At 41.7% G+C, this 23,819-nt stretch carries 25 protein-coding genes and 1 other annotated feature; of the genes, 8 read left to right on the top strand and 17 right to left on the bottom strand.

From position 1 onward, the window contains the following. Positions 1 to 64: 64 nt before the first annotated feature. The 14 genes from ihfA to fos form a co-directional block, all read right to left on the bottom strand. The gene (gene ihfA / locus M1E93_RS11805; protein ID WP_004919089.1) at positions 65 to 361 is read right to left on the bottom strand and encodes an integration host factor subunit alpha; all 297 of its coding nucleotides are present in this window, start codon (positions 359 to 361) and stop codon (positions 65 to 67) included. 4 nt (positions 362 to 365) lie between these two features. Then, the gene (pheT, locus tag M1E93_RS11810; RefSeq protein WP_004919087.1) at positions 366 to 2,753 is read right to left on the bottom strand and encodes a phenylalanine--tRNA ligase subunit beta; all 2,388 of its coding nucleotides are present in this window, start codon (positions 2,751 to 2,753) and stop codon (positions 366 to 368) included. A 14-nt stretch (positions 2,754 to 2,767) separates the two neighbouring features. After that, the gene (gene pheS, locus M1E93_RS11815) at positions 2,768 to 3,751 is read right to left on the bottom strand and encodes a phenylalanine--tRNA ligase subunit alpha (RefSeq protein WP_004919085.1); all 984 of its coding nucleotides are present in this window, start codon (positions 3,749 to 3,751) and stop codon (positions 2,768 to 2,770) included. A 123-nt stretch (positions 3,752 to 3,874) separates the two neighbouring features. Further along, positions 3,875 to 3,999: a sequence feature (Phe leader region), on the bottom strand. Further along, positions 3,949 to 3,993, bottom strand: coding sequence for a pheST operon leader peptide PheM (gene pheM / locus M1E93_RS11820; protein WP_120752679.1), 45 nt, complete (start codon positions 3,991 to 3,993; stop codon positions 3,949 to 3,951). (Overlaps the previous feature by 45 nt.) An 89-nt stretch (positions 4,000 to 4,088) precedes the next feature. Next, the gene (gene rplT / locus M1E93_RS11825) at positions 4,089 to 4,445 is read right to left on the bottom strand and encodes a 50S ribosomal protein L20 (protein WP_004263714.1); all 357 of its coding nucleotides are present in this window, start codon (positions 4,443 to 4,445) and stop codon (positions 4,089 to 4,091) included. A gap of 42 nt (positions 4,446 to 4,487) precedes the next feature. Then, positions 4,488 to 4,685, bottom strand: a complete 198-nt coding sequence (rpmI, locus tag M1E93_RS11830) for a 50S ribosomal protein L35 (RefSeq protein ID WP_004263702.1) — start codon at positions 4,683 to 4,685, stop codon at positions 4,488 to 4,490. 94 nt (positions 4,686 to 4,779) lie between these two features. Next, positions 4,780 to 5,319, bottom strand: coding sequence for a translation initiation factor IF-3 (infC, locus tag M1E93_RS11835; protein ID WP_036943861.1), 540 nt, complete (start codon positions 5,317 to 5,319; stop codon positions 4,780 to 4,782). A gap of 347 nt (positions 5,320 to 5,666) precedes the next feature. Beyond that, complete coding sequence (infC, locus tag M1E93_RS11840) at positions 5,667 to 6,206, bottom strand: translation initiation factor IF-3 (RefSeq protein ID WP_071599650.1); 540 nt, start codon at positions 6,204 to 6,206, stop codon at positions 5,667 to 5,669. Positions 6,207 to 6,209: 3 nt separating this feature from the next. Next, a complete protein-coding gene (gene thrS, locus M1E93_RS11845; RefSeq protein WP_014658195.1) occupies positions 6,210 to 8,138 on the bottom strand; it encodes a threonine--tRNA ligase in 1,929 nt (642 codons plus the stop codon). 808 nt (positions 8,139 to 8,946) lie between these two features. Then, positions 8,947 to 9,546: a LysE family translocator gene (locus M1E93_RS11850; protein WP_014658194.1), complete on the bottom strand. Its 600-nt coding sequence runs from the start codon at positions 9,544 to 9,546 to the stop codon at positions 8,947 to 8,949. A gap of 307 nt (positions 9,547 to 9,853) precedes the next feature. Then, positions 9,854 to 10,303 (bottom strand): methyltransferase family protein, encoded by a 450-nt coding sequence (locus tag M1E93_RS11855; RefSeq protein ID WP_036943860.1) that lies wholly within the window; start codon positions 10,301 to 10,303, stop codon positions 9,854 to 9,856. Between the two features lie 122 nt (positions 10,304 to 10,425). After that, on the bottom strand, positions 10,426 to 10,809 hold the full coding sequence (locus tag M1E93_RS11860; RefSeq protein WP_426206951.1) for a hypothetical protein: 384 nt from the start codon (positions 10,807 to 10,809) through the stop codon (positions 10,426 to 10,428). A 142-nt stretch (positions 10,810 to 10,951) separates the two neighbouring features. Then, a complete protein-coding gene (locus tag M1E93_RS11865; RefSeq protein ID WP_053110851.1) occupies positions 10,952 to 11,476 on the bottom strand; it encodes a GNAT family N-acetyltransferase in 525 nt (174 codons plus the stop codon). A gap of 55 nt (positions 11,477 to 11,531) precedes the next feature. Beyond that, a complete protein-coding gene (fos, locus tag M1E93_RS11870) occupies positions 11,532 to 11,951 on the bottom strand; it encodes a fosfomycin resistance glutathione transferase (RefSeq protein ID WP_036943857.1) in 420 nt (139 codons plus the stop codon). 462 nt (positions 11,952 to 12,413) lie between these two features. Between fos and M1E93_RS11875 the strand changes: the two genes are divergently transcribed. Then, positions 12,414 to 13,118: a MarC family NAAT transporter gene (locus M1E93_RS11875; protein ID WP_004919062.1), complete on the top strand. Its 705-nt coding sequence runs from the start codon at positions 12,414 to 12,416 to the stop codon at positions 13,116 to 13,118. Here M1E93_RS11875 and M1E93_RS11880 read toward each other — a convergent pair. After that, positions 13,115 to 13,771 (bottom strand): transglycosylase SLT domain-containing protein, encoded by a 657-nt coding sequence (locus M1E93_RS11880; RefSeq protein WP_004919061.1) that lies wholly within the window; start codon positions 13,769 to 13,771, stop codon positions 13,115 to 13,117. The two genes, M1E93_RS11875 and M1E93_RS11880, sit on opposite strands and share 4 nt — an antisense overlap. Before the next feature lie 266 nt (positions 13,772 to 14,037). On the opposite strand from M1E93_RS11880, the gene M1E93_RS11885 reads away from it, so the two are divergent. Genes M1E93_RS11885 through M1E93_RS11900 form a run of 4 tightly spaced genes read left to right on the top strand, consistent with a single transcriptional unit; the run spans position 14,038 to position 17,587 of the window. Next, complete coding sequence (locus M1E93_RS11885) at positions 14,038 to 14,949, top strand: metal ABC transporter substrate-binding protein (protein ID WP_004919060.1); 912 nt, start codon at positions 14,038 to 14,040, stop codon at positions 14,947 to 14,949. Position 14,950: 1 nt separating this feature from the next. Beyond that, complete coding sequence (locus tag M1E93_RS11890) at positions 14,951 to 15,841, top strand: manganese/iron ABC transporter ATP-binding protein (RefSeq protein ID WP_014658190.1); 891 nt, start codon at positions 14,951 to 14,953, stop codon at positions 15,839 to 15,841. Next, positions 15,838 to 16,728 (top strand): metal ABC transporter permease, encoded by an 891-nt coding sequence (locus M1E93_RS11895; protein WP_004919054.1) that lies wholly within the window; start codon positions 15,838 to 15,840, stop codon positions 16,726 to 16,728. The genes M1E93_RS11890 and M1E93_RS11895 overlap by 4 nt, the downstream gene beginning before the upstream one ends. Then, positions 16,721 to 17,587, top strand: coding sequence for a metal ABC transporter permease (locus tag M1E93_RS11900; RefSeq protein WP_004919051.1), 867 nt, complete (start codon positions 16,721 to 16,723; stop codon positions 17,585 to 17,587). Before M1E93_RS11895 ends, M1E93_RS11900 begins: the two co-directional genes overlap by 8 nt. An 86-nt stretch (positions 17,588 to 17,673) precedes the next feature. Here the strand turns inward: M1E93_RS11900 and M1E93_RS11905 are convergent, their stop codons facing one another. Further along, positions 17,674 to 19,962 carry an FdhF/YdeP family oxidoreductase gene (locus tag M1E93_RS11905; RefSeq protein ID WP_014658189.1) on the bottom strand — a complete coding sequence of 763 codons (2,289 nt, stop codon included), beginning with the start codon at positions 19,960 to 19,962 and terminating at the stop codon, positions 17,674 to 17,676. Between the two features lie 381 nt (positions 19,963 to 20,343). On the opposite strand from M1E93_RS11905, the gene M1E93_RS11910 reads away from it, so the two are divergent. Next, positions 20,344 to 21,213: a fructosamine kinase family protein gene (locus M1E93_RS11910; protein ID WP_004919048.1), complete on the top strand. Its 870-nt coding sequence runs from the start codon at positions 20,344 to 20,346 to the stop codon at positions 21,211 to 21,213. Between the two features lie 40 nt (positions 21,214 to 21,253). Here the strand turns inward: M1E93_RS11910 and M1E93_RS11915 are convergent, their stop codons facing one another. Then, complete coding sequence (locus M1E93_RS11915) at positions 21,254 to 21,793, bottom strand: YniB family protein (protein ID WP_014658188.1); 540 nt, start codon at positions 21,791 to 21,793, stop codon at positions 21,254 to 21,256. A gap of 525 nt (positions 21,794 to 22,318) precedes the next feature. Here M1E93_RS11915 and hxpB point away from each other — a divergent pair. Continuing rightward, complete coding sequence (hxpB, locus tag M1E93_RS11920; RefSeq protein WP_104873415.1) at positions 22,319 to 22,984, top strand: hexitol phosphatase HxpB; 666 nt, start codon at positions 22,319 to 22,321, stop codon at positions 22,982 to 22,984. A 189-nt stretch (positions 22,985 to 23,173) separates the two neighbouring features. Next, positions 23,174 to 23,749 (top strand): metal-dependent hydrolase, encoded by a 576-nt coding sequence (locus M1E93_RS11925; protein ID WP_004919040.1) that lies wholly within the window; start codon positions 23,174 to 23,176, stop codon positions 23,747 to 23,749. Positions 23,750 to 23,819 lie beyond the last annotated feature (70 nt).

Here is a 23,819-nt window from a genome sequence, read left to right on the forward strand (position 1 = left end):
CTGTGCCATGAAAAACAAAAGACCGCCTAAACGGCGGTCTTTTACTCGCAATGCAAGTCTACTATCACTCTTTTGGTGTCGCTTTTTCGACGCGGCTCTTCAATTTTTGGCCAGGACGGAAAGTGACAACACGGCGTGCAGTAATTGGAATATCTTCCCCAGTTTTTGGGTTACGACCGGGACGTTGATTTTTATCACGTAAATCAAAGTTACCGAATCCAGATAATTTCACTTGCTCACCATTTTCTAAGGAGAGGCGAACCTCCTCAAAGAAAGATTCCACAAGGTCTTTAGCATCACGTTTGCTAACACCCAGTTTTTCAAACAAATTTTCTGACATTTCAGCTTTAGTAAGCGCCATAGTTTTAGTCCCTCAAGGAGGCTTGGAATCGCTGTTTTAATGCAGCAATACACAGATCAACGGTCGCGGTTATCTCTTCTTCTTCCATGGTACGCGTTGTATCTTGGAAGACGAGACTGATAGCGAGACTCTTATAACCGTCTGCTATCCCTTCACCACAATACACATCAAACAAGTTTATGCCAACTATATGATTTATGCCAACTTTTTTACATTCTGCCAAAACATCTGCGGCGGCAACGTTTTCTGGCACAACAATCGCAATGTCGCGACGGTTCGATGGATAGCGTGAAATCGCCTTCGCATCAGGGATTGCACGGTGTGCTATCGCATCACAACGAACCTCAAATACCACAGTTCGACCATTTAAATCGAGTTTACGTTCTAGTTCTGGATGAACAACACCAATAATACCAATATGTTCATTTTCCAGATAAATCCCAGCACTTTGACCAGGGTGCAATGCCGGATGTACTTCAGGTTTAAATGTAATTTGATTCAGTTTGCCAGTCAATTCCAAAACAGCTTCAAGATCACCTTTTAAATCAAAGAAGTCCACAACTTGTTTATCTAATGACCAATGTTCATCGAATCGGTTACCCGCAATCACGCCAGCCAGCATGGTTTCCTGACGGATTTGATATTCTGCTTGATTATCAGGGATAAAGCGCAAACCTGTCTCAAATAATCGAATTCTATTTTGTTGACGATTTTGATTATAGACTACCGTAGTCAAAAGACCTGTTAAAAGTGACAAACGCATCGCCGACATATCAGCAGAAATTGGGTTTGGTAACACTAATGCTTCCTGCTCTGGGTGAAGCAAAGCTTGCACTTTCGGGTCGACAAAGCTGTAAGTAATTGCTTCTTGGTAGCCTTTATCAACTAACATCGCCTTAATACGCTTAAGCGGCAGATTAGCTTCTTTGTGCTTAGTCATGACTAAATCTGCACGCAGCGGTACATCTGGAATGTTGTTATAACCATAAACCCGTGCAACTTCTTCAACCAGATCTTCTTCGATCTGCATATCGAAACGCCAGCTTGGTGCAACCACATCCCAACGCCCTTCAGAAGCTTTCACTTGGCAACCTAAACGGGTCAAAATATCTGTCACAACATCATCCGCAATCGCATAACCAATCAATCGATCGAGTTTATTGCGAGTCAGAGTAATATGAGCGACTTTCGGTAAATGAGCTGAGCTTGTGACATCAATAATGTCACCAACTTCACCACCACAAATATCCAGAATCAATTGTGTCGCACGTTCAATGGCTTTGAACTGTAATTCAGGATCAACACCACGCTCAAAACGGTGAGAAGCATCAGTGTGCAAACCATAATTACGTGCACGACCTGTAATCGCTAGTGGATTAAAAAACGCACATTCTAGAAGGATGTTTTTGGTTTCGCTGTTAACACCTGAATGCTCACCACCAAAAATACCCGCAATACCGAGTGGATTTTTCTCATCAGCAATCACTAGCGTATCAGCGTTCAGCGTCGCTTCGCTACCATCTAACAGAACCAGCTTTTCATCTTGTTTTGCCATACGCACCACGATAGCGCCATTTAGGCGATCGAGGTCATAGGCATGCTGAGGTTGACCCAGTTCAAGCAATACATAGTTTGTGATATCAACAACAGCATCGATTGAACGCACGCCACCACGGCGCAATTTCTCTTTCATCCACATTGGGGTTGGTGCAGAGACATCAATATTTTTGATAACTCGACCAAGAAAACGCGGACATGCTTCAGGTGCTTCAACGCGGATTGGGAAGGTATCGGTTGTAGTGGCTTTCACCGCCTCAATCTTAGGCGCTGTCAGTGCTTGTTTATTGATTACAGCCACATCACGTGCTACACCAAGAATGCTTAAACAGTCCGCACGGTTTGGCGTAATGCTAATTTCGATGATGCTGTCATCAAATTTCAAATAATCACGTAAATCAGTACCAATTGGCGCGTCTAATGGCAGCTCAATAATACCGCTATGATCATCAGAAATACCTAACTCAGAGAATGAACAAAGCATCCCTTCTGACGGCTCGCCACGGAGTTTTGCTGCTTTGATTTTAAAATCGCCGGGTAGAACTGCACCAACCGTTGCGACAGCTACTTTCAAACCTTGACGGCAGTTAGGTGCCCCACACACGATATCAAGCAGGCGATCGCCGCCAACATTGACTTTTGTGACTCGTAGTTTATCTGCATTTGGATGCTGACCACATTCGACCACTTCACCAACAACAACACCTGTAAATTGCCCCGCCACCGGTTCAACACCATCAACTTCCAAACCGGCCATCGTGATTTGTTCGGATAATGCTTCACTGCTAATGGCTGGGTTCACCCATTCACGTAACCAAAGTTCACTGAATTTCATGAGAAAGTCCCGCCTTATTTAAACTGTTTGAGGAAACGAAGATCATTTTCGAAGAATGCGCGCAAATCAGAAACACCGTAGCGCAACATTGTAAGGCGCTCCATTCCCATGCCAAATGCAAAGCCTGAGTAGATTTCTGGATCAATACCCACATTGCGTAGTACATTTGGATGAACCATGCCGCAGCCTAACACTTCTAACCACTTACCATTTTTCCCCATAACATCCACTTCAGCAGAAGGCTCTGTGAATGGGAAATAAGATGGACGGAAGCGGACTTGGACTTCTTCTTCAAAGAAATTATTTAGGAAATCATGCAATGTGCCTTTTAGGTTAGTAAAGCTGATATCTTTATCAACAATCAACCCTTCTGTTTGATGGAACATTGGCGTGTGTGTTTGGTCGTAATCGTTACGGTAAACACGACCAGGTGCGATAATACGGATTGGCGGTTGTTGCCCATTCATGGTACGAATTTGCACACCGGAAGTTTGGGTACGCAGCAAACGCTTCGCATCAAACCAGAAAGTATCATGATCGGCACGAGCTGGGTGGTGGGCAGGAATATTTAATGCATCAAAGTTATGGTAGTCATCTTCGATTTCAGGCCCCGTCTCAACACTAAAGCCTAACTCACCAAAAAACTCTTCAATTCGCTGAATGGTACGGGTAACTGGGTGTAATCCCCCATTTTCCATACGACGCCCAGGTAATGAGACATCAATTCTCTCCGATGCTAAACGTGCATTCAGTATTTCAGCCTGCATGGCTGCTTTACGCATATTCAGTGCATCTTGAACCTGTACTTTGGCTTCATTAATCACAGCCCCTGCTGCTGGACGTTCATCAGCAGGCAGATCACGCAACGTTTTCATCTGTAGTGTGAAGTGGCCACTTTTGCCTAAATATTCAACACGAACTGACTCTAACGTAGCAACATCTTGGGCCTGTTCAATGGCTGCTTTTGCCTGTGCAACCAACTCAGCGAGATGTGGCATTATTTCCCCTTTATGACCTTACGGTCGTTTTGCTAGTTATTCACCGATTTATTAAGTTCTCACTTGCCATTTATTGAATGGATAAGCACTTAACTGATTTTACTGTATTTTTCTTCAATCAAAAACAAAAAAGCCTCCTGACGGAGGCTTTAGCGTAACTTTTCGTTTCTTTTCTTACGCGCGCAAGCCCCCGAAACTCAGGTGCTAAAGTAAAAGAAGAAACGAAAAGCGACGATTTGCATATAATTAATTCACTAAACGGACTGTATTACTTAAGTATTAACATAAAACCACATAAATGAAAAGAGGAAGTCTCCTTCCTCTTTTCAAGCAAACATTAAGCTAAAGCGCCTTTCGCTTTTTCAACTAAAGCAGTGAATGCTGCTTTGTCGAATACGGCGATGTCTGCCAGGATCTTACGGTCGATTTCAATTGAAGCTTTTTTCAAGCCATTGATGAAACGGCTGTAAGACAGACCGTTTTGGCGAGCCGCTGCGTTGATACGCGCGATCCACAGTTGACGGAACTGACGTTTACGTTGACGGCGGTCACGGTAAGCGTATTGACCAGCTTTGATTACCGCCTGAAACGCTACGCGGTAAACACGAGAACGTGCACCATAGTAACCTTTCGCCTGCTTCAGAATTTTTTTGTGACGTGCACGGGCGATTACACCACGTTTTGCGCGAGCCATAGCTATCTCCTATCGTCTTTAATCTTATTAACCAATGTTTACTTATGCGTAAGGCAGGCAGGCAACTACCAGACCCAGATCGCCCTTAGATACCATTCCTTTCGGACGTAAATGGCGTTTACGCTTAGTAGACTTTTTAGTCAGAATGTGACGAAGGTTTGCATGCTTGCGCTTAAAGCCACCGCCTGCAGTTTTTTTAAAGCGCTTTGCTGCGCCACGTACAGTTTTAATCTTTGGCATTTCTTTAATTTCCAACTTCGCATTGTGATAAACTACGAATTAATTAGGCGAATAGCATCTACATTGCTGTAAACACAATTACTTGATGGCCTAATTATTTCTTCTTAGGTGCCAGCACCATGATCATCTGACGCCCTTCAATTTTTGAAGGGAATGACTCCACAGACGCCAGCTCATCCAAATCGGACTTAATACGGTTAAGTACATCCATACCGATTTGTTGGTGAGCCATTTCACGACCACGAAAACGCAGTGTAACTTTGGCTTTGTCACCATCTTCGAGAAAGCGAATCAGGTTGCGTAGTTTGACCTGATAATCACCTTCATCTGTACCAGGGCGGAATTTAATTTCCTTCACCTGAACAACTTTTTGCTTCTTCTTCTGTTCTTTTTGAGACTTGCTCTTCTCATAAAGGAATTTGCCGTAATCCATGATACGACAAACTGGCGGTTCGGCATTTGGGCTGATTTCAACAAGGTCTACCCCTGCTTCTTCGGCTTTTTCTAGTGCATCACGCAGGCTCATAATGCCGAGCTGTTCGCCGTCTAAACCGGTTAAACGGACTTCATTCACACGAATTTCATCGTTAATACGATTTGGACGTGCTGTTGGGATTCTTTTTCCGCCTTTAATACTTTATTCCTCCAACTGGATAAAGAGATTTGCTTATATTCTCTAAAGCATACACCCTAGTTACCGTTTAATCTAATAGATTCAATATGTTGATAACTAAAGTGCCATATTCTTTGCCTACGTCACCTCGGGTAATTACCGAATGATAAGGCGATTCGACCGCGGATTTTAATGCTTATTGCCCGATTACTCAAGTAGATAATCAATTTTTTCGCACAAACCCATGTCTTTTCATATTATCAAGCCTATATTCAGAGCATCCAATATAGGTTGTTAGATATTTTCCATGATTGGTTCAACAAGATATAGCACCCGCTTTTATGCGGGTGCTGTTCATGATGATAAACTTACTTTTTCTTTGGTGCTAAGACCATGATCATCTGGCGACCTTCAATTCTTGAAGGGAATGACTCCACAGACGCCAGTTCATCCAGATCGGCTTTAATGCGGTTAAGCACTTCCATACCGATCTGTTGGTGAGCCATTTCACGACCGCGAAAACGCAAGGTAACTTTGGCTTTATCACCATCTTCCAAAAAGCGAATCAGACTACGTAGTTTAACTTGATAGTCGCCTTCATCTGTTCCTGGACGGAATTTAATTTCCTTCACTTGAACAACTTTTTGTTTTTTCTTTTGCTCTTTCTGAGACTTACTCTTCTCATAAAGATATTTGCCGTAATCCATGATCCGGCAAACAGGTGGCTCAGCATTAGGGCTAATTTCAACTAGGTCAACACCAGCCTCTTCCGCTTTCGCAAGTGCTTCACGCACACTCATGACACCGAGTTGCTCACCGTCAAAACCGGTAACTCGAATTTCAGTTGCACGGATTTCTTCGTTAATACGATTTGGACGTGCTGTTGGGAGTTTTTTTCCGCCTTTAATACCTTATTCCTCCATCTGATTAAGCTGACGACTGCGAATTTCTTCTAGCAGTTTGTTTGTAAATTCATTGACATCTAGGCTGCCTAAATCTTTACCGCGACGGGTACGTACAGAGACTTTACCTGATTCAACTTCTTTATCGCCGCAAACTAACATGTAAGGAACACGACGCAAGGTGTGTTCGCGGATCTTAAAGCCGATTTTCTCGTTACGTAAGTCCGCTTTCGCACGAATGCCAACACTTTGTAGCTTGCTGACTAATTCTTGAACATAATCCGCCTGAGTATCAGTGATGTTCATCACAACCACTTGTTGTGGCGCCAACCATGTTGGGAAGAAGCCTGCATATTCTTCTGTCAAAATACCGATAAAGCGCTCAAGTGAACCTAATACCGCACGGTGGATCATCACAGGCACAATACGTTCGTTGTTTTCACCAACATAAGATGCATTGAGGCGGCCTGGCAAGAAGAAGTCTAACTGTACAGTACCACACTGCCATGCGCGGTCTAGGCAGTCATACAGTGTAAATTCAATTTTAGGACCATAGAATGCCCCTTCGCCTGGCTGGTATTCAAACTCAATACCTTGATCTTTTAACGCCTGAGCCAGATCCGCTTCTGCGGTATCCCACATATCGTCAGTACCGATACGTTTTTCAGGACGTGTAGACAATTTAACAACAATTTTTTCAAAGCCAAATGTTGCATAAACGTCATAAATCATTTTAATACAGTCGGTGACTTCACTTAAGATTTGATCTTCAGTACAGAAGATATGAGCATCATCTTGTGTAAAGCCACGTACACGCATTAAACCATGTAACGCGCCGGATGGTTCATTACGATGGCAGCTACCAAACTCAGCCATTCTTAATGGCAGATCACGGTATGATTTCAAACCTTGGTTGAAAATTTGTACGTGACCTGGGCAGTTCATTGGTTTCACGCAATACTCACGGTTCTCAGAAGACGTTGTGAACATCGCGTCTTTGTAGTTTTCCCAGTGCCCAGTTCTTTCCCAAAGTACCCGATCCATCATAAATGGACCTTTTACTTCTTGATAGTTATAGGCTTTTAGTTTAGTACGTACAAAGGTTTCTAATTCACGGAAGATTGTCCAGCCATCATTGTGCCAGAACGCCATACCCGGCGCTTCTTCCTGCATATGGTATAAATCTAATTGCTTACCAATTTTACGGTGGTCACGCTTAGCCGCCTCTTCAAGGCGTAATAGATAGGCATTCAGCTGCTTTTTATCTGCCCAAGCGGTACCGTAAATACGTTGCAGCATTTTATTATCGCTGTTACCACGCCAGTATGCACCCGCCACTTTCTGTAATTTAAAGTGGTGACAGAAACGCATATTAGGTACGTGTGGACCGCGACACATATCAATATATTCTTGATGATGATATAAGCCTGGGCGGTCGTCTTGACTAATATTTTGATCAAGAATTTCAACTTTATAATCTTCGCCACGGGCAACAAAGGTTTCGCGAGCTTCGGCCCAAGAAACACGTTTTTTAATTACATCATAATCTGTTTTGGCAAGCTCAAGCATACGCTTTTCAAGCTTTTCCAAGTCTTCCTGCGTCAGCGCATAATCTAGGTCAATATCATAATAAAAACCATTATCGATAACTGGACCAATTGCCATTTTGGTGTTTGGCCACAATTGTTTGATTGCATGACCTAGCAAGTGAGCACAAGAGTGACGAATGATTTCTAACCCTTCATCATCTTTGCTGGTAATGATAGCCAAATTGGCATCATGCTCGATCAGTTCACAGGCATCAACCAATTCACCATTTACACGGCCCGCAATACACGCTTTTGCGAGACCTGCTCCAATATCACGCGCAACATCCATCACAGAAACGGCATGGTCGAACTGACGCTGACTTCCATCAGGAAGAGTAATAACAGGCATTAATAAATCCTTATCAGCAGTGGTGACCCACACGAAAGATCACTTGCTTGATTATTCCAAGTTTATAAAACAATACGTTACGATTAATTCCTCACTTCACTATGCGAGATATGTACACAAATGACTAACTGACTATGCACATTAAAAGTAACTCATTGACAATGATAACACAGACTGATTTATTCGCGATAGATGAGTGGTTATTATCGCCGAATAGTTCAAACCTGCTCAAATAGAGCGATGGACACAACTTGAATAGTGCAACATAGAAAATGGTGAGTTTATATGAAGTACCAATCAATACGAAAATGAGCGCAATAAAAATACTGAGTCTATTTTCTACAATTAAAACAAGATATGCCGCATTGCCACAACAATATAAATAGGTATAAATACTAAAATAATCAACCCTTGGCTTTGCTCAACTGGAAAAATATTTGGATTGTCACCACAGGTGCTAATAGCTGCTTCCCATTAAAGGCCGCCTATTTTTCAAAATGACGAGTGAAAAACTGAGCCTATATATCAGCGCAATGATAATCACAATTCAGTCAGCCCCTTTTTCACTAATGCTGACTTTCTATCCGATTTATTTAATCGTAGGTTTGCTCAATATTCATTCCCGTTTCGATTGGTTTAATTAACTCAATTGTGCGCGTGGAGGTATATAGCGGAATGTATAGCTGGTATGCTTCTTTCCACCAGCCTGCCTACACTCCCCATATACACCATAATGCTGTATATCCACTATCACTTATCCGATAACCCAATATTTCCCTTTTTGCCTTACTGTTGAGGCGATAAGATATTATTGGAATATCACTGATATCGCACTTGCCGCAAGCAATAGCCCCATAATTAAATTAAACTTTTTCAAAACATTAGGGTTCTTCAATCGTTCGCGCAACTCACTACCAAACATAGCCCAAATCGTGACAGATGGAAAATTAATTAGGCTAAAAATAACCGCCACAAGCAACATTGAGCTATAAGGGTTCGTTGAGTCTGTGTAGAGGGCCATACCCGATATCGCCATCATCCATGCTTTTGGGTTTACCCATTGAAACAGCGCTGCTTCTAACAACGTTAGCGGTTTTTCATTACTGTTTTTTGCTGATCCAACTGAACGGCTGATTGTCGTCTTCCAAGCTAGCCATAATAAATAGGCTATCCCTAGATACTTCAAAATATTATAAACGATCTCTGACGACTTAATTAAAGCCCCCACTCCCATTCCCACTGCAATTAGCATCACCAAAAAGCCTATTGAGACCCCTAATGCGTGTGGCATAGTTCGCTTTAGTCCAAAATTCATCCCCGATGCAAGTAACATGATGTTATTGGGGCCTGGGGTAATGGACGTGACAAAAGAAAACATCGATAACGAAATGAAAGTTTCAATATTCATAGTGTGTGCATCTATTGAGCAAATGGTTAATAAAAAATAGCAATGGATTGTTTACTCAATGCATTGGCCTTCAAGCCGCTGAATACTGAGTGAAGAGCAGTGTAAAGTGATCTGAATTCACTTTTTTTATCTCTGCGTGCGCATGCCTCGTTTTACGTCATCAACCAGTAAATAGATACCTCTAGTCGTGATACGCTCCGCTGATAAATAAACAAGACAATATGATAAACAACGATATTTTGCGCTAGTTGTTAAGAACAAAATGCATATTTAACGGTTATTTTAAAATACACACCGTATTCTTAAGTTACAGCCAGCGTCGTGTTTGTTGGCTATAACGTTGCCACTCCTCTTGAAAACGTGCTGATAGGAACTTTTCTTCTTGAGGGATAGTATACAGATCGGTCACCAGCCAAAATACAAGGCCTGATACAAGAAAATACGGTGATTGGGTAAACAGTGCCAAACTGACACACAAGGATGTAAACGCCAAATAGAGTGGATTACGAGAGAATTTAAATGGCCCCTCCGTGATCAACGCTGTTGCCTGAACGATGGGATTAGGGGATGTCTTGTAACGATAAAAATAATATAAACTGGCGGCTATCCACCCAAAGCTTTCCAACGCAACCAGTATCGCCAATATTCCCATCCAACCAGAGAAACTCCAAGACAGGCTATTTTTCGTATCAAGATAATAGAAGGCGATGGCGTTGAAAATTAGCCAATTTAAGAAAGGAAGTCTAAATATGCGCATGATACGCTCCCTAAATCAACACGGCATACTTAGACTAACACAGATCATGTAAGATGTTTTAAATAACAAATTTTGCTTTCTATCCCTGCGATATTTTCTGCACTATTTTGATTAAGTTAACGCTAATTATTTCCCAAAAAGAACACACTTTTTAACCCTTCTAAGCGTGCATATTCTTGTTGGCAAACTAATTTCCGTACTTGTACTGGCATACTCTCAACCCGTGAGCGTATGGCATTCAATTGGTCGTCCAGTCCATTCATACCTTTAACGTTGACAACATCTTCATTTGTCTTTAAATATTCGGCAAAGGTTTGCAAATTACTTTCTAAACTGTCACATGCATTATAATCCGCACCCCAGCTTGGCATTAGCGCATTAATAGATTCAGGCAAAATACTTGCTACACTAGGATAGATGTCCTGCTTCCATTGCTGCGGAAAAACAATAAGCAGTGCAGCTATTGCGACTCCCATTAGCATGACGAATGCCGTCAGAGCCGTCATTACATTTTTCATTTACAACCCCAAAACTTACCTGTTTGACTTTAGTTAGCATAGTGCATAGGGCGTAAAGCAATATTTATAATAAAAAATAGTTTGTAAAGAAAACTCTAGCAATATTAATAGGCTAATAAAAGTAAGCAAATTAAGATGATACGTTTACACTTAAGTGCTTATAGAAGATAGTTGTACTTTCAAACTCCTGTTGAGCATTCGATACAAAATGAGGAATTTCGCCCACCTCAATATAATCTAGTTGGCGATACAGATGTGCAGCAACATCACCTGTACGAGTATCTAATACAAGTAATGTTCGTTGATGGCTTAGCGCTACCTGCTCCACAGCGAGAAGCAACTGTTTAGCTATGCCTTGCTGACGAAAAGCTGTGTGTACCATGAGTTTTTCAACTTCTGCCCGATGGCGACCATTTGCCTTTGCGCAAAATGAAAGTTGAATTGCCCCAGCTAACTGTTTGTCGACTAATTTTACGAGTAATAAACGTTCACCGGTTTGCAAGCCTTGATCAACTGTTTGCCAATAATTGCGCGCTTCAACCTGTGTTATTGGAGCAATAAATCCAATCGAAGCCCCGCTGTTTACACAGTCGATTAATAACCAATCTAATTGTTGTTCCAACCCACCAACAGTCGCTACACTTTGAATAGACATAATGTTTCCCTATAACTTTCACCTGTGTTATCACCTATTCGCCGCGGTGTATTGACTATGAATAAAATACCATTCCGTCGTACGGCTTTTTGCGGCAACTCTTTAATCTATCTATTAATGAACCAACATGAATTTCTAATTGATGACCATCTGGATCTAAAAAATAGAAGGAGTCACCTTCACTGCGGTTATCTTTCCAGACAGTCACGCCGGCTTGATGCAATTTTTCAACGATATCCGAAAAATCCTCAGCTGACACCGTAAAAGCATAATGGGTGTAATCACGACGCTTTGCAGCAGCAACCTCTTGTCTCATCGGGTCATAAGAAAGGCATACCCATAGTGCACCACAGGTTAAATAAGCCCCTCGCTCCCAACTTGCATGTAACTGCATTCCTAATACCGTCTGATAAAAAGAAATACTTTTTTGTATGTCACTAACGGCTAGAGTTAAATGATTGATTCCAATTAGCATTTTTTCTCCCTCGCTCACTAATAAATAATTGTACACGTATTCTTTTAATGAATTTACATAACCAGTAAGTAAATAACAAAATTAACGGTATAACTTAACCATATCGAAATTTTGACAACCTACTAATAGATGCCCTTTCCCTTTTTATGTCCCCCATAAAAAGGGTTTTTTTTATCTTAAAAATTGAACATTTTTTAGCTCACTGTTATATCTCACTGTTATAAAAAGAGTAAATCAACTTATTCACAATAGAATGCGAATGTTATCCACAGTTAATGTGTACAACTACTTCTTTTTAAATCTTAAAAAAATCATCACAATAAGATTGGTAACTTTATCGCGTGATATATCAGAGATTGTGTAGCGAGATAAGCGGTTTTACAGGGCATCTGTGCATAATTTTTGCTATAGTGCCAATTCGCACTGAATTTTAACCTCCATTAAGAGCTTAATTTGCCTATTATGAATGATTTTCTTCAGCTATTTCAGGCCATCGGTATTGGATTGGTTTTAATACTTCCTCTTGCCAACCCATTGACAACAATTGCAGTGATGCTGAGTTTGTCTGGCAACATGACCAAAGAGCAGCGAAACCATCAATCACTTTTGGCTTCTATTTATATTTTCGCGATCATGACTATTGCCTTCTACGCAGGGCAATTAGTGATGAATACATTTGGTATTTCGATTCCCGGATTACGCATTGCTGGTGGGTTAATTGTGGCATTTATTGGTTTTGGTATGCTATTCCCTAGCGGTGAGAATAACGATGATACCAGTGCCTTAACACCTGATGACACAACCGTCTCTAAAAAACGTCAGAAATCACCTAATATTGCGTTTGTTCCCCTTGCCATGCCGAGTACTGCCGGGCCAGGTACCATCGCTATTATCATTAGCTCAGCGGCCTCTTTACAAGGTGATGTTGGCTTTGCCCCTTGGGTATTAAAAGTCGCTCCGGTAATCACCTTTTTCATTGTTAGCTTAATTGTTTGGTTAGCATTACGAGGTGCCACTTCTATCATGAAATGGTTAGGTAATGGTGGAATTGATGCGATATCAAGGGTAATGGGGTTCTTATTAATTTGTATGGGAGTGCAGTTTGTTATCAACGGTATCGTTGAGATTGTCGCGCAACTCCCACATTTAGTGGCGGCACATCATTAATTCATGGCTAATGAATTATAGGCATTTTTGACTTTCCATAAATAACGCGGAGCTTGAGGCGCTGGGTGTTTCGTTTGAACGTGTTGATAAAACTCTTCAGGTGTCAATCGATTAATCATCGCGATAGCTCTGCCTTTATCATTATCAAATGTCCTTAACAAGGCGCCAGCACCATTGACGTAAGCCACGACAGTCGCATAGTACATCGTTTGGGGATTGTTAATCCCAGCAAGGTGTTGCTCTTTTAATATCCGAATATAAGCTGTGCCAATATCAATATTTTTTCTCGGATCTTTTAAATCTCGCGTTGAAGGCTCCCCTGATTTCCCTTGGTAACGATATGCATCACGCCCCGCAGTTGAAGCTTTGATTTGCATTAAACCAATCGCATTCGACTTACTGACGACATCCGGCCGGAAATTTGATTCAACCTCAATGATGGCCCGAATTAAGGTTTCATCAACATTATAACGACTCGCAGACTCTCGAATGAACTCATCAAATGGCGTACGAGGAAAGGAAATATTTTGCTGCACTGTTGATAAATTGCTACTTTTATTTAACATCCGTTGTGTTGATACTTGTTTTTCTGGTTCACTAGAGCAACCCGCTAGCAACAGAAATACCAATGCGCCACTGATATTTTTTTTCACCGAGATATCCTCTGCTAATAAAACTGACGGAAGAATAACTAATAGTAAGAAAAATAAAATAATTTTTACTTAACTTTTACTTCAAGACATGTTTTAGTCATTGAAAAAAGTAATCACAATAATAGAAAAATCACACACTTTTTGTCTTGACTTTATCCAGTTGATATTGATAATCATTATCAATTGACTTTTACTCCTGCTATTCTTTTTATGCGTAACAGGGTAATTAAAAAATCCACTAAGCCAATGATGTCAGGGTCTGAATAATGAAGAAAACACTATCTCTACTGTCTAAACCACTACTTTCTGCTGTCTTTGCTTTATCTACTATTTTACTAATCAGTCAACCTGCATTAGCTAAAAAGTTTAAGGTCGTCACAACTTTTACCATTATTCAAGATATCGCACAAAACGTCGCAGGGGATGCCGCCGTTGTGGAATCGATTACCAAGCCTGGCGCTGAAATCCACGGTTACCAACCAACACCAAAAGATATCATGAAGGCCTATGATGCCGACCTGATCTTATGGAATGGCTTAAACCTTGAAGTCTGGTTCCAACGCTTCTTTGAAAATTTCCAAAATGTTCCTGCTGTTGTCGTCACTGAGGGGATTGACCCTATGCCAATTCGTGAAGGCGAATATAAGGGGAATCCGAACCCACACGCATGGATGTCACCTGCAAACGCCCAAATTTATATCGAAAATATTCGCAAAGCATTGGTTAAGTATGATCCAGAAAACGCAGAAATCTACAACCAAAATGCGAAAAAATATGCTGAACAGATCGCACAACTTGATGCTCCACTGCGTGAGCGACTCAACCGTATCCCTGAAGAGAAACGTTGGTTAGTCTCAAGTGAAGGCGCTTTCAGCTACTTAACAAAAGATTATGGCTTTAAAGAAGCTTATCTCTGGCCAATTAATGCGGAAGAACAAGGAACGCCACAACAAGTTAAAAATGTGATTGATACTGTACGTAAATATAATATCCCTGTGGTATTTAGCGAAAGTACAATTTCAGACAAACCAGCACGCCAAGTTAGTAAAGAAACTGGGGCAAAATACGGTGGAGTCCTTTATGTAGATTCACTATCAACCGCAGATGGCCCAGTACCAACCTATATCGAACTGTTAAATACAACCGTTGACACTATAGCGAAAGGATTTGATCAGTAATATGAGTAACTCGAAACGCTTTGAACACCCTAATTTGGTTGTGGATGATGCCACTGTCACTTACAACAACGGTCACACTGCAATTTATGATGCAAGTTTTGATATTACAGGCGGATCAATATGTGCATTGGTTGGCGTCAACGGCAGTGGTAAATCCACCTTATTTAAAACGATCATGGGGCTAGTCACCCCATCATCTGGCAGTGTCACGCTCAATGGTGAGCCAATCAAAGAGGCTCTCAAAGAAAACATTATTGCCTACGTTCCTCAAACAGAGGAAGTGGATTGGAACTTTCCTGTGCTTGTCTCCGATGTGGTGATGATGGGGCGTTACGGCAAAATGGGCTTTTTTCGTATTCCTAAAAGTGAAGACAAAGAAGCGGTAAAAAAAGCACTTGAACGTGTAGATTTGGCAGGGTTAGAGCATCGCCAGATTGGCGAGCTTTCTGGCGGGCAGAAAAAACGCGTCTTTTTAGCTCGTGCGCTAGCCCAACAAGGTAAAGTGCTCCTACTTGATGAACCCTTTACAGGGGTCGATGTTAAAACAGAAAACGCCATTATTGACCTGTTACGTAGCCTACGTGATGAAGGCCACCTGATTTTGGTGTCTACTCACAACTTAGGGAGTGTGCCTGAGTTTTGTGACCAAGTCATTTTGATTAATCGCACCGTACTCGCAAGTGGTCCGACTGAAACCACATTTACCCAAAAGAATTTGCAAGTGGCTTTTGGTGGTGTGCTACGCCATATCAATCTTTCAGGTCAAGAGCTGCATGACGACGACGATCCACGCTCTGTCACGGTGATTACCGATGATGAACGCGCCGCCGTTTTCTATGGTCATGACCACAATGCCCCCGTTAGAACAAACCAGCCTAAGGATCCAGTATGATCGAGTTGTTACTGCAACCTTTCGAGTACAACTATATGGTTAAAGCCATTTGGGTAAGCGCTATTGTGGGTGCCGTTTGTGCATTTCTTTCAGCTTACCTAATGCTCAAAGGTTGGTCATTAATGGGCGATGCCCTCTCTCATTCCGTTGTACCGGGTGTTGCCGGAGCTTATGCGTTAGGCTTACCCTATGCCGCCGGCGCCTTTTTTACGGGGATCCTCGCGGCCCTAGCCATGACCTTTATTAAGCATATTACTCGGTTACGTGAAGATGCCGTTATCGGCTTTATCTTTTCAACTTTCTTTGCCGCGGGGCTATTAATCGTCTCTTTAAACCCAACCTCAGTGAATGTGCAAACCATCATTTTCGGTAATATTTTAGGTATCGCCGACGCCGATGTATTGCAGGTTGAAATTATTATCGCCATCTCCTTTATCGTGCTACTGGCTTTATGGAAGGATTTACTTGCCGTGTTCTTTGATGAAAGCCACGCTCGTTCAATTGGCTTGAATCCATTGCGCTTAAAAATTATCTTTTTTACTCTACTAAGTGCTTGTACGGTAGCTGCATTACAAACGGTTGGCGCAATCTTAGTTATTGCTATGGTGGTAACTCCCGGGGCAACAGCTTATCTACTCACTGACCAATTTAAGCGTTTATTAATCATTGCAGTCGCTATTGGTACTGCCACCAGCGCGATTGGTGCTTATGCCAGCTATTTCCTCAATGGGGCAACTGGCGGCTTAATTGTGACGCTTCAAACGGTTATTTTCTTGTTGGCATTCTTCTTTGCGCCAAAACACGGCATTTTTGCTTCTCGTCGTAAGGCAAAACAGGAAGTCGAGAACCTGCATAAAATAAAACAACAAGGAGCCTCTAATGAGTGATTTTATTGACTTACTAACGGCACCGTTTATTTTCCCGTTTATGCAGAAAGCGATTATTACGGCTATCGTGACAGGTGCAGTCTGTGCGATTTTATCTTGCTTTTTAGTGCTTAAAGGCTGGTCATTAATGGGGGATGCCATCTCCCATGCTGTATTACCGGGGATTGTTATTGCTTCTGTTGCGGGTATACCACTCGCTATTGGGGCATTTGTTTCGGGCCTGTTTTGTGCATTTGCCACCGGATACCTCAAAGAGAATAGTCGTATCAAAGAAGATACTGTGATGGGAATTGTCTTTTCAGGCATGTTCGCCGTCGGCTTAGTGATGTTTGCCAAAATCGATACCGAGCAGCATCTTACTCATATCCTATTTGGGGATATTCTTGGTATTACCGATGCCGAATTTAAGCAAAACCTATGGTTTGCAGGCATTACCATCGCTATTATCTTACTAAAACGTAAAGATTTTATGCTGTATTGCTTTGATCCTAATCAAGCGCGTGTGATTGGCCTGCCTGTGAAGTTGATCCATTATGGTCTGCTCTCATTGCTCGCCCTTACCATTGTCGCCTCGCTTCAAGCGGTTGGGATCATCTTAGTCATTGCGATGCTTATCTCCCCGGGCATCATCGCTTTTGTCCTATGTCGAAGCTTTGGGTGGATGCTCTTTGTGGCCGTGATTGCCTCCGTCACCTCTAGTGTGATTGGAACCATTGTCAGTTTCCACATTGACGGTGCTACAGGCCCTTGTATTGTTATTACTCAAGCCATCTATTTCATCATTGCCCTGCTCTATAGCAAAATGGTCTTAGCGCGCAAAAAAGCGAAATTACCGCAAGAAAAGTTACAGTCGGCCTAATGCGCTGTTAGCGATAATAAGCAAAATAAAAAGCCACCCAATCATCTTAAGGGTGGCTTTTGTCTCTATGTCATCAAGAGATGGTGTTAAGACGCTACATCCACTTTTTCTAGTACCACTGGAATGTTTTTGTAAGCCGGAATACCACTTTGCGGGTCAAAATTATCCAACGCAATTAAGTTATTCGCTTCTGGGAAATAGGTCGCCACGCAGCGATCAGCCATATCATGGATAACCACTTTTAAGTTATCTAAGCGGCGATGAGTGCGCTTTTGTTCACTATCCAGTGCAATAATATTGACTCTATCGCCTGCGGCTAAGTTCTGTTTCTTAGCCTGTGCTTCGCTAATAAACATCACATCACGTTGGCCAAAAACACCGCGATAGCGGTCATTGAGTCCATAGATAGTGGTGTTATATTGGTCATGGCTACGTACTGTCGCCAAGACTAATTCGCTATTCACCGCTGATTTAGGGTCTTCAATAACGCCTTGCGTCGTAATGAAGTTTGCTTTTCCTGATGACGTCAACCAGCGTCGCTCTGCAGCCGCATTGGTTAAGTGAAAACCACCGGGCACACGGATCCGCGCGTTATAATCTTCAAAACCCGGTAACACCGCCTCCATCGCGTCACGAATTTTATCGTAGTCATCGATAAACTCATCCCATTCTACTTTAGTATTTGGCAATGTAGCCTTAGCCATACCGGCTACGATGGCACACTCTGATTTCAAGTGAGGGCTAGCCGGTTTTAGCTTACCGTGCGAGGCATGTACCATCGACATAGAATCCTCAACGGTAATACTTTGTGGTCCGGTTTTTTGTTCATCCCGTTCAGTACGCCCTAATACGGGGAATAGGAATGTGTTTTTGGCTGTCAACAAATGGGAGCGATTAAGTTTAGTCGCTGCATGCACTGCTAAGTCTAATTTTTTCATACCGCTATAGCAGGCATCCTGATCCGGCATCGCAACCGCTAAATTACCTCCCATACAGATCAATGCACGCGCACTTCCTTGAGAAATAGCTTGCATACTCGCGACAGCGGCATGGCCAAATTTAGCTGGGGGTTTAAAACCAAACCGTTGTTCGATTTTATCGAGAAAAGCTTGGCTTGGTTTTTCGGTGATCCCAACAGTACGGTCTCCTTGTACATTGGAGTGCCCACGTAAAGGACAGATGCCGGCCCCTTCACGTCCAATGTTCCCTTTGAGCAGCAGCAGATTCACTAATTGCTGAATATTTTGTGTACCGTGCTGGTGCTGAGTGATCCCCATTCCATAACAAATAATCGTGCTATCCGCCTCAATATATAATTGGGCTATTTGTTCGATTTCATCACGAGTTAGACCGCTAACACGTAATATATCTTCCCAACGCGTCGACATCACATCATGTTTGAGTGCCTCAAAACCGGCAGTGTGAGACTGAATAAACTCATTATCTAATATAGGCGATTTACCTTGTGCGACCGCAGCCTCATGCTGCTCAATAACAACACGCATCACGCCTTTTATTAATGCGGTATCGCCACCGATGCGTACTTTATAATAGTGTTGGGCTAATTGAGTTGACTCTAAAGTCAGCATCTCAACAGGATCTTGTGGGTACTCAAACCGTTCCAACCCACGTTCTTTTAACGGATTGATCGCGATAATTTTTGCACCACGTTTTGACACTTCACGCAATGAGCTCAGCATTCTTGGGTGGTTAGTGCCGGGGTTATGACCAATACAGATCACTAAATCGGCTTTATCAAAGTCTTCCAATAACACAGTGCCCTTACCCACCCCAATAGATGCAGCAAGTCCAACACTCGTTGGTTCATGGCACATATTGGAACAATCAGGGAAATTATTCGTTCCGTACTCTCTTGCAAACAGTTGATATAAAAACGCAGCTTCGTTTGAGGTGCGCCCAGAGGTATAAAACTCGACCACATTAGGGTCGGCATAGCCAGATAAATGTTTACCTATTTGTGCAAAGGCTTCTTCCCATTCAATCACTTCATAATGGTCAGTTTGCGGATTATATTTCATTGGATGCGTTAAACGACCTTCATTTTCTAAATCGTAATCATCCCACTTTAATAATTCAGTTACTGAATGTTTTGCAAAAAATTCAGGTGTGGTTCTTTTCGATGTTGCTTCCCATGACATGGCTTTTGCGCCATTTTCACATATATCGAAGGAGGCATAATGTTTAGGATCAGGCCATGCACAACCAGGGCAATCAAACCCCTGAGGCTTATTCATTTCAAACATAGCAATCACATCATGACCAATTTCCATTTGGCCTCGAATAGCTTCAGCCACGGCTTTTACCGCGCCCCAGCCAGCGGCAGGACCAGTGTAATTTTCAATTTTCTCTTTCATTTTCATTACTCTTTTTAATTTAAATATTGCAAAAAATAAACATCGAATAATTACAATCTAATTATGTATAAAATTAATTTTATTATATTCATTAGAAAATATAGCAAATAATAGTCATTACAATAAGGCTTTATTTTTTAAAAAAGAAAAATAACATTTGAAATATATTCATAGTCTTATTTCAATATTTATTTATGACTAGTTATTAATTTAAAAACAATATATCGATAATAATGAATATCTAAAATAATCCATTCAACATAATGTTATAGTTGAGCCATTTCGTGATAGGCTCTTCTTTTTAAATAATTATTGCTGTTAATTCCTAAACTGTCGCTATAGAATCGTGTTAGTGAAGACCAAAGCAAAGCGAGGTGTATCATGTGGCAAGCAATGTACCGTTTATTAAGCGAACACTTAGGTGAAGCAGAACTTCATAACAAAGAAATACTTTCTGGGGGTGATATTCATCACACGATGAAAATCGATTACGGTGACCATACCATTTTCGTCAAACAGAATCTGCGTGAATTTCTGCCTTTATTTAAACAAGAAGCCGAACAGCTTGAAATGCTTGCCAAAAGCAAAACCATCACCGTGCCTAAAGTGTATGGTGTAGGGAGTAATAAACACCACAGCTTTCTGCTATTAGAATATTTTCCTTTAAAAAGTTTTGATGCAACTAACGCATGGCGTTTCGGCCAGCAATTAGCCCACCTACATCAATGGGAAGAGCAACCGAGCTATGGTTTTGACTTTGATACAATGTTAGGCACCATCACTCAGCCAAATGGTTGGGAAAAACGGTGGAACTCTTTCTTCGCCGAAAAACGTATTGGTTTGCAATTACAAATTGCCGCTGAGAAAGGAATGGTCTTTGGCGATATTCAGCAGATCGTTGATATTGTCAAAGAGCGCCTGACAGGACATCAACCGCAACCTTCCTTACTTCATGGGGATTTGTGGCCTGCCAACTGCGCTATGACACAAGAGCAGAATGGTATTTTATATGATCCCGCCTGCTATTGGGGGGATAGAGAATGTGATATGGCAATGTTGCCTTTATACCCAGAGTTACCCATCCAAATTATTGACGGATACCAAAGTGTGTGGCCTTTACCTTCGGGCTTCCTCGAAAGGCAACCTATTTATCAACTTTATTATCTACTTTGCCAATCCAATATTTTTGGCCTTGAAAAAAGCTATTTGCACGCACGTACCATTATCGATGAGTTAATTGGCGAGAAATAATGACGGTGTTGGCCCAGCGATGCCTGACTGGGCCAGATAATTACCAATTCAGCAACTTTAATGCCAAATAGATAACTATACCGAATGCGATTGGCGAAAAATAAAGAATAAAGAATTGGGTAAATATGGTGTGTCGAGGGATCGTCACTTTAGCCTCAAGCTCTTCTTTCGAGACTTCATTTCCTTTGGCTTTTTCCAATATCACGTGATCTTCGAGGCTTTCACGAATAAATTTAATTTGTCGATACATGCGTAAGCCAGAAGCGCTTAGTGCTAAGCCAACAAAGATAAAAAGAAAGATAATGATAAAGCCGATATTCGCGCCTGAAAAACCATTGGCAACTTGAGGTACTGGGGAGTTGTTCCAGAAGACATTAAGAAACGGTGTACTTTGGCGCGTCATTTCAGCCATTAATTTAATAAAATCATTGGCTACTGCATTAATACCCTCTCCTTCTAACCCTTTCATACCCGCCAATTTGACTAATGACGCTAAAGTGGAAATCAATGCTACAAGAAAAACAATCCAACCGATAATACGCTTGCCGATTGCGACATAACTTGCAGTCTGGTAATTCATTATTGACCCTCTAAAAATTTTTTTATAACTAATCATAACTGAATTTTTATAAAGCCACCAAATTTACCACAAGGAATAATACGGATACTCGCAATTTCAGATTATTTAACTTGCGCTTTCGTGACTGCCCATTGTCGTCAGTGGCAAAGCTGCCCACTTCTTAGACCGCAACCGCGATATGACGGATTTAGGGGAGCTTGTCATTCCCATATTCCCTTGTGTCGGATATGGATTGCTGTGTTGATATCTCAGCCATGTTATCGAGCATTTTCAATCCATAACTGAATAGTTTCATAAAGATCCAACTTTTGGGGAACGTTCACACTCAAGATAAAGATGACCGTTTCGATATATATAATCAGTCAGTGACTTGCTACAATACTCATCGCAATAAAGGGCTATCAGTTTCAGATGATATGCAATACCTTGAATTGATACGGTGACAAATTAATTGGGTCAATCCTGTTACTGCATACAACACCTTGAAACATGGCAAGGTCACACATACATGAATGGAGTTTTGACATGTACCACAACTTATCCATCCAGTCTGTTATCTTTGATATGGATGGCTTGCTGATTGACTCTGAGCCTTTTTGGGCGCAAGGGGAGCGTGAAATTTTTACTCAATTAGGCATCGACCTATCCATCGCTGATAAACTACCCGATACACTAGGCTTACGAATCGACCATGTCGTAGAGCTTTGGTATCACGCTTCTCCGTGGCAAGGACATAGCCTAAAAGAAGTCGAACAGATGATTATTGATCGTGTTATTGGCTTAGTTGAAGAGCAGCGTCCCCTCCTTCCCGGTGTGCATCACGCATTAGAACTATGCCGTTCAATGGGATTGAATATCGCCCTCGCCTCTGCCTCGCCGCAATACATGTTAGAGAAAGTACTGAACTTATTTGAGATCCGTGATTATTTTTCGGCGGTTGTTTCGGCGGCTGATTTACCTCACAGTAAACCGCACCCTGAAGTTTATCTCAATGCAGCTGCTTTACTGGAGACAAAACCCATCCACTGCGTATCACTAGAAGACTCCTTTAACGGTATGATTGCTGCAAAAGCGGCAAGAATGCACTCAATCGTTGTTCCTGACCAACAGCATTTTCATGATCCGCGTTGGGGATTAGCGGATGTTAAACTCGCATCACTTAATGAACTCACCGAAAAATATTTGCGTTAATTATTTATTGCCGCTTTTTTCGCCCGTCCCTATCACGTTTTGATAGGGATATTACATAAAAGTATAAAACTCTGATGTTATTTGCTAATAACTAAGAGTTTTTTGCATTTCTAGCCCTATCATATTCTTTTTAAACGCTTTATACTGCCCTCCTAACTGTATAGATAAACAGATGGTAATTTATCCACCATGACCGCTGAAGGGCACCTGCTATTTTCTGTCGCCTCATTAATAATGGCACATAAGCTAGAGATCACACCTGAGCTTGCTCAAGGTGATTGGCTGCATATGGTGCCAGGTGCGCTATTGGGGGCATTACTCCCCGATATCGACCACCCTTCATCGATACCCGGCCGGATGTTAAGGATCCTTTCCCTGCCGATTTCCAAATTATGTGGCCATCGAGGTTTTACACACAGTTTAATCGCATGGCTACTATTAGTGCTCGCCTGTTACCAATGGCTACCGGCCAACTGGCCTATTCCTAATGATTTGATCCAAGCATTTTTACTGGGTTATATGAGCCATTTAGTGGCTGATATACTCACCCCTTCCGGAGTTCCCTTCTTATGGCCTCTGCCTTTTCGTTTTTGTTTTCCGTTACTGCGTAGCAAGTCAAATAAACGTGCAGAACGTTTTATCGCGATCGTTTTGGCTGTTTGTGCTTGCTTTATACCCGTTAGTTATAGCTTTGATTTTCATAGCCAATTTGAAAGCATAATAAAATATATTCATAATCAAATAGATATACGCATGTCTACATAGTCATCTATTTTGTAATATACTGTAAGCATCATTCATCATAAGTTATTACTTTTCAGTATAAGAATTGTCT

Source organism: Providencia sp. PROV272, assembly GCF_049901975.1.
GTDB lineage: Bacteria > Pseudomonadota > Gammaproteobacteria > Enterobacterales > Enterobacteriaceae > Providencia > Providencia stuartii.

Coding starts and splice junctions, on each gene's coding strand:
- M1E93_RS11855 (WP_036943860.1), bottom strand. CDS start 10,303: ATGCGCATATTTAGACTTCCTTTCTTAAATTGGCTAATTTTCAACGCC.
- rpmI (WP_004263702.1), bottom strand. CDS start 4,685: ATGCCAAAGATTAAAACTGTACGTGGCGCAGCAAAGCGCTTTAAAAAA.
- M1E93_RS11860 (WP_426206951.1), bottom strand. CDS start 10,809: ATGACGGCTCTGACGGCATTCGTCATGCTAATGGGAGTCGCAATAGCT.
- pheT (WP_004919087.1), bottom strand. CDS start 2,753: ATGAAATTCAGTGAACTTTGGTTACGTGAATGGGTGAACCCAGCCATT.
- M1E93_RS11875 (WP_004919062.1), top strand. CDS start 12,414: ATGAATGATTTTCTTCAGCTATTTCAGGCCATCGGTATTGGATTGGTT.
- rplT (WP_004263714.1), bottom strand. CDS start 4,445: ATGGCTCGCGCAAAACGTGGTGTAATCGCCCGTGCACGTCACAAAAAA.
- M1E93_RS11865 (WP_053110851.1), bottom strand. CDS start 11,476: ATGTCTATTCAAAGTGTAGCGACTGTTGGTGGGTTGGAACAACAATTA.
- M1E93_RS11900 (WP_004919051.1), top strand. CDS start 16,721: ATGAGTGATTTTATTGACTTACTAACGGCACCGTTTATTTTCCCGTTT.
- M1E93_RS11885 (WP_004919060.1), top strand. CDS start 14,038: ATGAAGAAAACACTATCTCTACTGTCTAAACCACTACTTTCTGCTGTC.
- thrS (WP_014658195.1), bottom strand. CDS start 8,138: ATGCCTGTTATTACTCTTCCTGATGGAAGTCAGCGTCAGTTCGACCAT.
- M1E93_RS11905 (WP_014658189.1), bottom strand. CDS start 19,962: ATGAAAGAGAAAATTGAAAATTACACTGGTCCTGCCGCTGGCTGGGGC.
- M1E93_RS11910 (WP_004919048.1), top strand. CDS start 20,344: ATGTGGCAAGCAATGTACCGTTTATTAAGCGAACACTTAGGTGAAGCA.
- pheS (WP_004919085.1), bottom strand. CDS start 3,751: ATGCCACATCTCGCTGAGTTGGTTGCACAGGCAAAAGCAGCCATTGAA.
- M1E93_RS11890 (WP_014658190.1), top strand. CDS start 14,951: ATGAGTAACTCGAAACGCTTTGAACACCCTAATTTGGTTGTGGATGAT.
- M1E93_RS11850 (WP_014658194.1), bottom strand. CDS start 9,546: ATGAATATTGAAACTTTCATTTCGTTATCGATGTTTTCTTTTGTCACG.
- M1E93_RS11915 (WP_014658188.1), bottom strand. CDS start 21,793: ATGAATTACCAGACTGCAAGTTATGTCGCAATCGGCAAGCGTATTATC.
- hxpB (WP_104873415.1), top strand. CDS start 22,319: ATGTACCACAACTTATCCATCCAGTCTGTTATCTTTGATATGGATGGC.
- M1E93_RS11895 (WP_004919054.1), top strand. CDS start 15,838: ATGATCGAGTTGTTACTGCAACCTTTCGAGTACAACTATATGGTTAAA.
- M1E93_RS11925 (WP_004919040.1), top strand. CDS start 23,174: ATGACCGCTGAAGGGCACCTGCTATTTTCTGTCGCCTCATTAATAATG.
- ihfA (WP_004919089.1), bottom strand. CDS start 361: ATGGCGCTTACTAAAGCTGAAATGTCAGAAAATTTGTTTGAAAAACTG.
- fos (WP_036943857.1), bottom strand. CDS start 11,951: ATGCTAATTGGAATCAATCATTTAACTCTAGCCGTTAGTGACATACAA.